The sequence below is a fragment of the Flavobacterium covae genome (assembly GCF_001534645.1).
GTDB classification, from domain to species: domain Bacteria; phylum Bacteroidota; class Bacteroidia; order Flavobacteriales; family Flavobacteriaceae; genus Flavobacterium; species Flavobacterium covae.
In genome coordinates this window covers 3,132,632-3,144,728 of record NZ_CP013992.1, presented here as the reverse complement: position 1 = coordinate 3,144,728, position 12,097 = coordinate 3,132,632, and the positions used below count along the sequence as shown (strand labels likewise).

The window sequence follows — 12,097 nt, the reverse complement described above, 5'->3', positions numbered from 1 at the left end:
TATTCCGATAGGAATTCTTGTGTCTATTTTAAAAATAAAAAAAGATAAACGATAAAAAGATGTCTAGTAAAATAAGAATTTTAAGTTTAGATGGAGGCGGAATAAGAGGTATTATAACCTGTGTTATTCTTAAGTATATAGAAGAACAATTGCAAAAAGAAGATAATCCTAATGCTAAAATTGGAAATTATTTTGATTTAATAGCAGGTAGTAGCACAGGAGGGTTATTAGCTTGTTTTCTTTTACATCCTGATAATAGTAATCAAGCATTATTTTCGGTTAACAAAGCCATGGATTTATACCAAAAAGAAGGCGAAAAAATATTTAACACTTCATTTTGGGAAGGAATATTTAATCCATTTGGTCTATTTAATGAAAAAATATCTCAGAAAAATATTGAAAAAGAACTGGATATTATTTTTGGAAAAACAGAACTTAAAAAACTAATAAAACCATGTCTTATTACTTCTTATGATATCCATCAACGAAAAGCTAAGTTTTTTTGTAGTCATGAAGCGCATACTGATTTAGAAAATTTTTATGTAAAAGATGTTTGTAGAGCCACAAGCGCAGCTCCTACCTATTTTGAACCAGCAAAAATTAAATCACTGTATGGTCAAGAATTTACATTAATTGATGGAGGCGTTTATGCTAATAACCCTGCTTTATGCGCCTTTGCCGAAGCTAGTAAAATTCCATTTTCAAAAATTCTTAATAACCCGAATAAAGTAGATTATCCTGAGGTTAAAGATCTGATCATTGTATCCATTGGAACTGGAGAGGTGTTAAAACCCTATGTTTTTGAAAAGTTTCAAGAGGCAGGTAAAATTAAATGGATTAGTCCATTGATAGATATTTTATTGTCTTCAAATGCTGAAACAGTTAATTATCATTTAAGCACAATGTATCAGGCATTAGGTACGCGTAACCGTAAAAACTATTATCGCTTAGCCCCTTTATTACGAAACGCTTCTCCTGAAATGGATAATACTACAGAAAAGAATATTTATGAGCTTATACAAGCGGGAATGTACTATGTAGACCAAAATAGAGAAAAACTAGATGAGATAGTAAAAAAGTTGGTGAAAAACAAATGATCCGTTTTGCCTATCCCTCCATCTATCATAAACACAAACAAAAATAATAATTCATTAGTAATTTTAAATAATAAAAAATGAGTACAAGAAATGATGCGTCACAGACGCTTTTTAGAATGGTGAGTTTAAGAAACCCACAATTAACAGAAACTAAAATAAAAAATTTAAGCTTCATACAAAGACCTAAAGTAGTAAAAGGAGTTTTTGATGAAGTAATTATGAACTGCCCTCAAAACACCTCAAAAATTAAGGCAATAGAAGATTTTATTGAAAGAAAAGGACTAAAATTCATTCCTTTTAATTCAGAAGAAGAATTAAAAAATGAGAATTATGAACAGTTACTATCTATTGGTAGAAAAATTACAAAAAGAGAAGAAATTACAGACCAAGATTGGGAAAAGACTGATTATTATTACAAACAAATGATGGATTCTAACAGAGGATTAACCTCAGAAGCCATTAGTAAATTAACAATACTTTGGGATAATTTAATTTATCAAATAATAACCCAAAAAAACTTTTATATAAAAGAAGCTCTTTGCGATATACTAAAAGCTATTCACACAGGCTTTGCGCAAAATATGCAAATAGACGAAGAATTTGTAAAAATAAATGGTGAAGATCCTGCAAAAAATAGCTTGAATGGAAAAATAGTAATTCCCAAAGAATTGTTTTTACATGAAGAAACAGTTAAAGAAACAAATGAAGAAACAAATGATCCTAGGTTGTCCAGAGTTGATCAAACACAACTACGATTATATGCACAAAATAATTTAACGATTCAAACCGCTATTTATAAAAGAGAAGAACTCAAAAAATTAGATTTAGAGCTAAAATCCGTTCAACAGGACTATTTTAAAGAAAGAGAAGAAACTTATAAGAGAACATATCGTAATTACGCAGAGCAAAACCAATTAAAATTTCAAGAACAAGATCTCGTATCATCCGAAATTAATAAATTAATTAATGTAAAAGCATCAGAAGAAGAATTACAGCCTTTATATGATAAATTGAAAAAAATAGAAATTGTTCCATACGAATTTGAATATAAAAATGAAATAGATTTAGCTGTATTTAAGACTAAACTATCTTCAGAATCATTTGATACCCTAATAGGATCCTTTACAAATTCAAAACCTTCTGTTTTCTTAACTCAAAAGACCATGTTAAAGCCAGAAAATGTGTCGAGTAGAGAAATACAATTAGGAGAAAATGTAATTCAATTAGATGATACATTAAAAACCATAGAAGATATACTAACAAAAATACAAGATAAAATATCAAATCTTGATCAAATTATTTTAGACAATACACCATTAGTTCAAGAACAATACATAAATCTAGAAGGAGCAACAATTCCAGTACACAATAACAATAATAAAATTATTCCTTTTGGATACCATGCAACAGTTGGTTCGGGAGATTCAGGTTCTTTTGTGAGTTTTTTATTTGATACTTATGAACTTGATCCCATGCTTGTAAAAGCTAAAATTATTGCAGATACTGATTTAGGACATTTTGAGGAAATTTATACCAATATTCAAGGGAAAGATCAAAAAATAATATTTCCACCCATTTTAGTTAGAAAATTTCAATCCGTAGCTAATTTTAGAGTAGAGCTAATTTTTTCAGATAATAAAGAATATTATGCCCAAATAGATAAACTTGCGTTTTCTGATGGAAAAGTAGGAATGTTAACCCCCGTTCATAAAGAAAATATTCGCTCTAAAAGAAATAATTTCGGTATAAAAAGAGTGGGTATTGCAGATTACCTAAAAGTAGTTCAAAGTGTTCATGCCTACGTGCCAGGGTTAGTTTCAAACATTGAAAACATAATGGCTAGTGAGTTACGACATAAATCATCCGTTTCTAGAGATTACTCTGAAATTACAGATACAACCTCAAAATATCAAGAATCGGAAAAATTATCAGATACCTCTAAAACATCAAGAGCTGATATGCAAACTGAAATTGCAAAAGAAATTAAGAAAGAACAAAATATAACCTCAAATACACGATTTAGTTATAATACAGGAGCTTATAATTTTGAAATGACAGGTGGTTATGCTAACAATTCAGCTCAGCAAGACAGCATTCGTCAAGCCGTTATGAAGTCCCAAGAAATTACGGAAAAAGCAATGGAAAAAGTAGTGAGCAGAGTTTCAGAAGAACGCGTTCAAAAAATTATCAAAGAATATACAGAAACAAATGTACATGAATTTGATAACAGAGGAAAAGTATCTGAAATCAATAACCCAAAAAGCATTAGACCTAAACACATTTCAGGTGTATATAGATGGATAGACATTAAATATAAAAATCAAATTTATAATTATGGTAAAAGAACCATGTTTGAATTTATGGTGCCAGAACCAGCAAGGCTGCATCGTTTAGCGTTTATGGTTTCTAAAGGTCAAATACTTACAACTCCTGTAGACCCTAGAAATGCCACAGGAGAATTAAAAATGGCAACTGGAAAAGAGGCAACAAGAAAATTATTAGAATATTGGGCTAAAATCTACAAAGTAGAGTTGACCCCTTTAAAAGAAACAGATACACAACATTATTCTTTTGTGGAAAAATTTAACAATGGAGGTAATTGTCCTGTATATCAAAGAAATATAAAATTAAATGATGGATATGTAGCTAAATCAGTGAAAATTGACTTCACTTATTGGAGAGAAGATTCAGGATCTTCCAGCAGAATTAATTTAGATTTTAGCAATGGTATTAACAAAGAATTTTGGTTTGAAACAATATCTGGAACAATAGCAATTGATGACCTAAACCTATCAGATACTTTTAGCTTAAAAAACTCAGGTTATAACTTAGGTGAAATTGAATACAATATGTATTTCAATTTAAAAATAAATCCTAACAAATTAGAAGCTTGGCAAACCGAAAATTTCAATGCAATAATCAAAGCCTATGAAGAAGCCTATAAAAAATTTCAAGAAGAACAAGCAAAGTTAGATGAAGAACAAAAGAAAAAAGAAAAAAATGCAAAAGAACAAATGAGTAACTTTTATCGCTTCATGGAGCAAGATGTGTTAAAACACAACTGTATAGCTTATTTACTACAAGATTATATAGGCACTTTAGGAGCCAGTTTTTCCATAGGAGATAAAATGGAAGACTTTCAAGTACTTTTAGATAAAGATCTTGATAAATATACTGCATTGGCAAAATTTATGGAACAGGCGTTTGAATGGCAAATTATGGATTATACTTTTTATCCTTACTATTGGGGAAAAAGAGAAAAATGGCAAGAAATGTATATTTCTAATTCGGTAGACCCTTTATTCAGAAGTTTTTTACAAGCAGGATTAGCAAGAATTATTGTAACGGTAAAACCTGGTTTTGAAGATGCCGTACAATTCTTTATGACTACTGGAAAAATCTGGAACGGTGGCGAAGTACCCGTAATTGGTGATCCACTATACATGAGTATCGCAGACGAAATGCGTGCTCCTGTAGGAGAACCTCAGGGTAAATACTGGATTACTAAAATCCCTACAGCACTGACTATTTTACAGGATAAATCAACCGGCTTACCAGTAGAACAACCGCTGCCTATTTTCCCTGAAAACAACCCTACCGATTGTGAAAATCCTGGTGAGTTGGAAGGTGCTTCAAGTTTCAGATTAGACGAAGCCAAACTGTCAAGAGGGGAAGAAACAGAGAGTACTCTAAATTAAATAGTTTAACAGAATGGTGGTGTATAGCCACCATTTTTTAAAACAATAAATCCTTAAAAATATGAAACTAGATAAAATAAAAGCATTAGGATTAACTAAAAATAAAAACGCTTTAGAAAATGATGAATCAATTCCCTATTATTTACAATTTTTATCCTACAGTGGTTTAGATAAATTATTAGATGAATATGACGATCCAAGTTTTTTAAAAAAACAAAACAAAGCTGATTTACTGATATTTTATGTTTTGGGTAGTAAAAACGAATTATACATAAGGATTACGGGCTATTCAGCATCCTTTTATACAAGGTTATCATCTGATAATACTTTTGAATTTAAAAACATAAAAGGTAAGATGACTTATAAGGATTATGTTGTAAATACCATTTTGAACCTTCAAAAGCAAGCTTTTCTTTTTAATTATAATGAAATCCTTGAAGCATTAAATAATGCTATCGCTGATTATAAATTTATTATAAGTGAGCAAAATACAAAACAAGAAAGTAATTTTACTGCTACAAGTAAGATTTTAAAAAGTAGAGTAAATCTAAAGGAAAAAGGGGTTGTAAAACTGTTGCAAGAAGTCAATAGAACTATTGCTAAAATGCGCGCTGAGGAAAAACATACTTATAATGAATGGATAATTTCAAAAGCTGACCCATATAATTATTTTGGTATAATTTATAATAATGAAAAAAACTATACCTCAAAAGACTTAAAATTATTAATCGAACAACTACAATGGTATAAAACCTATTTAAAAGATCTCACAGAAGGTAGAGTTAAAAACATTGAGGAAATGAAAAATTTAGTCAAAAAGCATCTGACTGCTGGAGGAACTAAATTTAAATGGTTTATAGATACGCCTTTTTTTAACCTAAGCAAAGAGCACAGGCTAAAATACATCGAAATGTATTGTACTAAGGACGAATCTGCTTATCCTAGGTTTAGCGTTGGTGATAATTTACTAAACGGAGATATAGTGGAAGCTTTGTTTAGAACCTGTACAAACAAACAAGATCTTTTTGATATTATAATTTGTTTGGAACAAGAAGGAAAATTATTTCACTTGCTTAATAATTTAAAAATTGGCGCTTTCTCAAAAGTCTGTATGACTATTACAAGTGTCTATATGACTTATATTAAGAAAGGGGAAGTTAGCAAAAAGTATGCTGAGGCAATAAAATTTGGTAGACAATTATTATTTGATAATCATAGTTTTGGTAATCATAACATTGAAGAATTTGACGTTGAAAATAGAAAAATAAAATTTACTACTGAATTAAATGTTTTTTTAAAATATGCAAAAACAACGGAAGCGGCTCCATTTTTATCAAAAATAAGAGAAGAAGATTTACAAAAACCAATTCTTTGTAACCCACTAGATCTTGTAAGTTTTACACCTGTCGAGGATATTGAAAAATATGAGCTCAAAGGGGGTGAAGTGTATATGCTACCTGCCTGCTTCGTATATCTATTATATCACGAAGAAAGTTGGGAAACGGCCATACTAGCTGCCGAGGTCACATTTCAACTTGCTTTTTGTTTAATTGGAGTAGGCGAGATAATCGCGGCAGTAGAAGCAGGAAGTACTTTAGGGGTAGCCTATGCCGCCACAGGGGTAACTATAGATGTAGCTTTTGGGGCAACATTGTTCAAAGAATTCAAAAAAGGACATCCAATACTTACGGAGTATATACATTATGCGATGTGGGTAAGACTGATTTCTGACTTAATTAATGTTCGCGGTATAGCAAAAGAACTTCAAGTAAGAATCAAGGCAAAACAAATTAATCTTGAACCTTATGAAGCTACAATAGATGGAGTAAAATTCATTAAAGGAACATCAAAAATATATAAACCACTATCTATAAAAGTACTTTATGTTCAATTTCCTGAAACTATTTTAGCATTATATACTATAAAAACAGGACGTAAAATCCTATTTTATATAGAAAAAGTAATTGAAAGTGCTTTTTCTACAACCATATTTTTTAAAGGTGCTGAAATTTACTCTGGTAGTAAGAAAGGCGCACAAGAGTTTATGGAAAAGGCTCTAGATGTATATAAAAATGAAGGTCAAGTAGCAATGGAAAACTTCTTTTTTGCCGAAAGAGCCTCTGGAAAAACAAGGCTGTTACATTCGCAAACTGGTGAAACACCAGTTGGAGAGCTTTTCAGAGGTGGAGGTAATGGAAAATATTATTATGAATTACACGATTTCAAACTAGGGAAAAAAAATTGGACTCCTTATGATAAAATTGAAGAAGATATTTTTAGTTGTGAAATTCATTTTGCAGATTCAAGAACTTACCCTTTAATCGAAAATAAAAAGTATTTTTATGCTGATATTTTTATACCACCTAATTTGAATGCAACTTTGCAAGCAAACAAGACAGGATTGACAGATCTTAGTTTAGGAGAAACAATTATTAATGATGGGTTTGCTGCTTTAAGTAAAGATGCAGGACAAGAATTGGACGGTATTTTTGGGGTATGGCAAAAAAACAGTAGTTATGTAGATTATCCTGGGGGAGAATCAGTAAATTTACACACCCTAAAGTATGAAATGTTAGGCAAACCAATTACCAAGGAAAACCTTGAAGCTGCTGCCTTAAAAACTTTTACAGGAAAATGGGCTAAAAGTAAAGGATATGGGAAACCTGAACTTTATAATGCTGATAATCAAATTCGGGAGTTATTAAAATTAGGAGATATTGAAAAAGTAAATGAAATAGTATTCATTTTTAAGCAATAAATATGGAAAAGGAAATAAATTATATAGTATTAGTTTCAACTAAAAACTACAAGACAGAAGGAATGAAAGCGGCAACAAAACCACAATATTTCACTTCAATATTCTTAAAACCAAAATTTGAAGATGAAACATTTTTCGAAACAGAAATTTTCAAATCATTTTTTGGAGAAGATTTAGGCAAAAAAGAGTTTTTTTTAGAAGCAGGTTCCTATGGAAACATTGTTGAAGCACACGAAAAAACATTACGTACACTTTTAGAAAAAGAGCATAAAGTACCTAAAGAATACTACGATAAACTTGATGAATATAGAAAAGTGAACTATAGAAATCTGTTTACTGATGAAGACTATTTTCACGATGCACATCGTCATGATGAGGTTTACGAGATATTAGGTGATTATTATGTTTTGCAAATGAGAGGTGATTATCAGAGAGTTTCTTACAATTTTAATAATTGTTACTTGTATATAAAACGCTTATTCGACAGTGGCGAACCTTTATATATTAGCACTGCAATGCCTTTTGATGATTTAGGTTTTTAATAATGTAACCGTCTCTTTCTAGAGGCGGTTTTTGTTTATAAAAAGATTGAAGAATCAGTAAATTTACACACCCTAAAGTATGAAATGTTAGGCAAACCAATTACCAAGGAAAACCTTGAAGCAGCTGCTTTAAAAACTTTTACAGGAAAATGGGCTAAAAGTAAAGGATATGGGAAGGCAGAATTGTATGATGCTAGTGAACAAATGAAGTTAATTGAAAAACTTGAAAATATCGAAGACCTAAAAGAAATAGTATTTACTTTTAAAAAATAATATATGGAAGAAAAAATAAATGATTATGTTTTAGTTTCGACAAAAAATTACCAAAATATAGGTATGAATGGAACTAAGAAATTTCGTATAATACTCACCCTAAATCGTCCAATTCAAGATCAAGCTTATTTAGAAACAGAAATTTTCAAATCATTTTTTGGAGAAGATTTAGGCAAAAAAGAGTTTTTTTTTAGAAGCGGGTTCGTATGGCAATATTATTGAAGCCTACGAAAAAACATTACGTACACTTTTAGAAAAAGAGCATAAAGTACCAAAAGAATACTACGATAAACTTGATGAATATAGAAAAGTGAACTATAGAAATCTATTTACTGATGAAGACTATTTTCACGACGCACATCGCTATGATGAAGTTCACGAGGTTTTAGGAGAAAATTATATATTCCGTATGAGGCATAGTTTATGGAGAGTAGCGTATGAATTTAATAATTGCTATCTCTATATAAAAAATTTATTCGACAGTGGCGAACCTTTATATATTAACACTGCAATGCCTTTTGATGATTTAGGATTTTAATAATATGAGGCTGTCCTAAAAGGGCAGCTTTTTTTATGCCGCAAATTCACGATATTGGTGATTGCTAGTAAAATTTAATATTTCTAAATCCATTATATTAGATTAATTAACTTAAGAAAAGACTGTCCAAAAAGTTCGCAATCTTGTTATTTCGACCAAAGGGAGGAATCAGATAATGTTGATTAAGAGGGGCCTCCTTACGTAGTGACAAACTACATTTTATTTAGACATTATTCTACAAAAGCAATAAAAATGAGTGTTGATTCTCGATGCGCTTCGCGCTCGAACTAACGATGATTTCAATTATATACTCAACCGTTTGTTTGAGTTGTTTTAAAATGAAAAAAATCATATCGAGAATTTTACTTTTAATCCAGTATTTTTAAAGTTTAAATGGTATAAAACACTCGTAATTAAATATTTTGATTATCAATTTAATACCATATTCCCTGTTAGTATTTTGTGAGGAAAAAGTCATAGATTATTCCATTTTAGCCTCAAAAGTCAATTTTGATGAATATTTGCTTTAAAAAATATTCATCTTCAAGGTGTAATTTTCTTGCTTATAAAGGATGACTCGAAACAAATACGTCATTTTTTTCTAACGTTAAAAATTAAGATTTATCCCTTAAAATTAAATTATTTTTTTAATACGGAATCTGGATCTGAAAATAAGAGATTAAGTTTTATATTCATCAAATCATTTTTATAGCATTTTGATGAATATATTTTCCTATTTTTACAATCTTAATTCAATCTAAATAAATAAGTGAAGATTAACCTATCTCAACTAAGGCAAGGTCAAAAAGCAAGAATTGACGATTTTGATATTGATAGTGTCCCATTAAAATTATTAGAAATGGGATGTCTTCCTGGTAATGAAGTTCAATTGTTACAGATAGCTCCTTTAGGAGATCCTTTGTATTTATTAGTAAATGACTCACATTTAGCTATTCGAAAAGAAACAGCTGATGCTATTCAAGTAACCCTTTTTGATATTGAGTAATGAAAGTTGGTAATATTAACATTGCTTTAATTGGTAATCCCAATGTAGGAAAAACGTCTGTTTTTAATCAACTAACAGGATTAAATCAGCAAGTCGGTAATTATCCAGGAATAACCGTTGAAAAAAAAGTAGGGATATGTAAATTAGCTTCTAATTTAAAGGCTACTATATTAGATTTACCGGGTACCTATAGCTTAAATGCAAGTTCATTAGACGAAAATGTAGTAATTGAACTTCTTTTAAATAAAAACGATAAAGATTACCCAGATGTAGCTATAGTTGTTACAGACGTTGAAAACTTAAAGCGAAATTTATTACTATTTACTCAAATTAAAGATTTAGAAATTCCGACCATCTTAGTTATTAATATGGCGGATAGAATGTCTTATAAAGGAATTTCATTAGATATTCCTTACTTGGAAAAAACACTTAAAACCAAAATTGCTTTAGTGAGTTCACGCAAAGGAGAAGGTATAGAAGACCTAAAGGATTTAATTATTAATTATAAAAATTTGCCTATAGAACCTTGTTTGAATGCTTCTGAAATTGATCTAGAGTATTTTAATGATTTACAAAAAGCATTTCCCAACCAATTATTGTACAAGTTGTGGTTAGTGATTACCCAAGATATAAATTTTGTTAATTTAGATCGTATAGAATTACCAGATCCTTCATTCACTAAATCAAAAGATCAGTTAAAGCACCTTCAACATAAGGAAACTATCAAACGTTATCAATTCATTAATCAAACACTCAAAATAGGTCAAAAAATTGATCTTAATCAAGCTAAAGATTTACGTAGTCGCTTAGATCGTATACTAATGCATCAAGTATGGGGATATTTTATTTTCTTTTTTATTTTGATGCTTATTTTTCAATCTATTTTTGATTGGGCAAGTATTCCTATGGATTTTATAGATCATACTTTTGCTTCTTTAGCTAGTTGGGTAGCCTTTATAATGCCTAGTGGGGTCTTGACAGATTTGATTACACAAGGTATTATACCAGGAGTAGGAGGTATTATTATTTTTATACCGCAAATAGCCTTTCTTTTTATGTTTATTTCTATTCTAGAGGAAAGCGGTTATATGAGTCGAGTAGTCTTTATTATGGATAAACTAATGCGTCGATTTGGACTTTCTGGAAAAAGTGTAGTTCCTCTCATTTCTGGTACTGCTTGCGCTATTCCAGCTATTATGGCCACGAGAAATATTGAAAACTGGAAAGAACGTTTAATATCTATATTAGTAACTCCTTTTACAACTTGCTCAGCACGTTTGCCTGTATATGCTATTATTATTTCTATAATTGTTCCTAATGAACGCATTTTGTATGTTTTTAATATGCAAGGATTTGCTTTAATGACAATGTATTTAATAGGATTTTTAATGGCTCTTGTTTCTGCTTGGGTTTTGCATAAATCATTACATATACCTTCTAATTCTTATTTTGTCATTGAAATGCCTAATTATAAATTGCCAATGTTTAAAAATGTTGCAATTAACGTAATTGAAAAAACGAAATCCTTTGTGTTAGGTGCTGGTAAGATTATTTTAGCATTATCTATTATTTTATGGTTTTTGGCTTCTTATGGTCCTGGTGAAAACTTTAAAAATGCCGAAAAGATTATAACAGAACAAACTAAATCTATGGAGGATTTAGAAAACCAAATTGCTTCCTATAAGCTTGAAAATTCGTATATTGGTAAAATTGGGAAAGGTATAGAGCCTATAATTAAACCACTAGGTTATGATTGGAAAATTGGAATTGCCATAATTTCTTCATTTGCCGCACGTGAAGTTTTTGTAGGTACTCTTGCTACTATTTACAGTATTGGAGATTCTGAAGATCAAGAAGCAACCGTTAAAAATCGTTTAGCAGAGGAAATAAACCCTAATACAGGTGAAAAATTATTTAATACCGCCACTGGGGTTTCATTATTATTATTTTACGCTTTTGCTATGCAATGTATAAGCACTTTGGCTATTACCAAAAAGGAAACAAATGGTTGGAAATGGCCTGCAATACAGCTCTTTTTTATGTCTGGATTTGCTTATCTAGTGGCTTTTATTGCCTATCAAGTTTTGAGTTGAAAATTAAAAAAATGAACTATAAACATCATTCCAATAACATTTAAAAATTTAATGAGACCATTTTTATGATACAAGAAATAGTTGCTTTTTTG

At 30.2% G+C, this 12,097-nt stretch carries 9 protein-coding genes; all 9 read left to right on the top strand.

Annotated elements, in window-relative coordinates:
• The first annotated feature begins 59 nt into the window (after positions 1 to 59).
• The 9 genes from AWN65_RS13805 (at position 60) to feoB (ending at position 12,005) form a co-directional block, all read left to right on the top strand.
• A complete protein-coding gene (locus AWN65_RS13805) occupies positions 60 to 1,097 on the top strand; it encodes a patatin-like phospholipase family protein (RefSeq protein ID WP_060383661.1) in 1,038 nt (345 codons plus the stop codon).
• A gap of 77 nt (positions 1,098 to 1,174) precedes the next feature.
• The gene (locus AWN65_RS15345; RefSeq protein ID WP_235588331.1) at positions 1,175 to 4,795 is read left to right on the top strand and encodes a hypothetical protein; all 3,621 of its coding nucleotides are present in this window, start codon (positions 1,175 to 1,177) and stop codon (positions 4,793 to 4,795) included.
• 61 nt (positions 4,796 to 4,856) lie between these two features.
• Positions 4,857 to 7,553, top strand: a complete 2,697-nt coding sequence (locus AWN65_RS15340) for a hypothetical protein (RefSeq protein ID WP_235588330.1) — start codon at positions 4,857 to 4,859, stop codon at positions 7,551 to 7,553.
• 2 nt (positions 7,554 to 7,555) lie between these two features.
• On the top strand, positions 7,556 to 8,095 hold the full coding sequence (locus AWN65_RS13790) for a hypothetical protein (RefSeq protein ID WP_060383660.1): 540 nt from the start codon (positions 7,556 to 7,558) through the stop codon (positions 8,093 to 8,095).
• 84 nt (positions 8,096 to 8,179) lie between these two features.
• Positions 8,180 to 8,368, top strand: a complete 189-nt coding sequence (locus tag AWN65_RS13785) for a hypothetical protein (RefSeq protein WP_060383659.1) — start codon at positions 8,180 to 8,182, stop codon at positions 8,366 to 8,368.
• Between the two features lie 3 nt (positions 8,369 to 8,371).
• Positions 8,372 to 8,590, top strand: a complete 219-nt coding sequence (locus AWN65_RS15335) for a hypothetical protein (RefSeq protein WP_060383658.1) — start codon at positions 8,372 to 8,374, stop codon at positions 8,588 to 8,590.
• A gap of 88 nt (positions 8,591 to 8,678) precedes the next feature.
• On the top strand, positions 8,679 to 8,906 hold the full coding sequence (locus AWN65_RS15330) for a hypothetical protein (protein WP_235588329.1): 228 nt from the start codon (positions 8,679 to 8,681) through the stop codon (positions 8,904 to 8,906).
• A 769-nt stretch (positions 8,907 to 9,675) separates the two neighbouring features.
• Positions 9,676 to 9,912, top strand: coding sequence for a FeoA family protein (locus tag AWN65_RS13775; protein WP_060383657.1), 237 nt, complete (start codon positions 9,676 to 9,678; stop codon positions 9,910 to 9,912).
• Positions 9,912 to 12,005, top strand: a complete 2,094-nt coding sequence (gene feoB / locus AWN65_RS13770; RefSeq protein WP_060383656.1) for a ferrous iron transport protein B — start codon at positions 9,912 to 9,914, stop codon at positions 12,003 to 12,005. The genes AWN65_RS13775 and feoB overlap by 1 nt, the downstream gene beginning before the upstream one ends.
• Positions 12,006 to 12,097: the final 92 nt, after the last annotated feature.

Excerpts from the sequence above, each read along its gene's own strand:
- AWN65_RS15335 (WP_060383658.1), top strand. The coding sequence starts at position 8,372 with ATGGAAGAAAAAATAAATGATTATGTTTTAGTTTCGACAAAAAATTAC.
- AWN65_RS13790 (WP_060383660.1), top strand. The coding sequence starts at position 7,556 with ATGGAAAAGGAAATAAATTATATAGTATTAGTTTCAACTAAAAACTAC.
- AWN65_RS15345 (WP_235588331.1), top strand. The coding sequence starts at position 1,175 with ATGAGTACAAGAAATGATGCGTCACAGACGCTTTTTAGAATGGTGAGT.
- feoB (WP_060383656.1), top strand. The coding sequence starts at position 9,912 with ATGAAAGTTGGTAATATTAACATTGCTTTAATTGGTAATCCCAATGTA.
- AWN65_RS15340 (WP_235588330.1), top strand. The coding sequence starts at position 4,857 with ATGAAACTAGATAAAATAAAAGCATTAGGATTAACTAAAAATAAAAAC.
- AWN65_RS13785 (WP_060383659.1), top strand. The coding sequence starts at position 8,180 with ATGTTAGGCAAACCAATTACCAAGGAAAACCTTGAAGCAGCTGCTTTA.
- AWN65_RS13805 (WP_060383661.1), top strand. The coding sequence starts at position 60 with ATGTCTAGTAAAATAAGAATTTTAAGTTTAGATGGAGGCGGAATAAGA.